Origin of the sequence: Streptomyces lushanensis (assembly GCF_001700515.1) — a bacterium.
GTDB lineage: Bacteria > Actinomycetota > Actinomycetes > Streptomycetales > Streptomycetaceae > Streptomyces > Streptomyces lushanensis.
Map to the genome: position 1 here is coordinate 62,722 of NZ_MAUD01000020.1, position 393 is coordinate 63,114.

Here is a 393-nt window from a genome sequence, read left to right on the forward strand (position 1 = left end):
CCCGGCCCGGCCGCCCGGGGACAGCGACCGGTTCAGTCCTGGAACGCAGGGATGATCTCCGCGCCGTACGCGTCGATCGTCGCTTCCTTGGCGTCATGCATGTCGTAGACGGCGAACTGGTCGACGCCCAGATCGCGCAGCACCTGGAGCTTCTCGATGTGCGCCTCGACGGGACCCAGCAGACAGAACCGGTCCACGATCTCGTCGGGCACGAAGTCCGTCGAGGGATTCCCGGCCCTGCCGTGGTGGCTGTAGTCGTATCCCTCGCGCTGCTTGATGTACGCGGTCAGCGCGTCCGGCACCAGGCCCGAGCCCTCCCCGTACCGCGCCACCAGATCGGCGACATGGTTGCCGACCATCCCGCCGAACCAGCGGCACTGCTCACGCGCGTGC

General features: G+C 68.4%; 1 protein-coding gene. It reads right to left on the minus strand.

Annotation, left to right across the window (positions count from 1 at the left end; all coding sequences use genetic code 11):
* Positions 1-32: 32 nt before the first annotated feature.
* On the minus strand, positions 33-393 hold a 361-nt coding region (locus tag BFF77_RS01840; protein ID WP_141698330.1), incomplete at its 5' end, for an LLM class flavin-dependent oxidoreductase.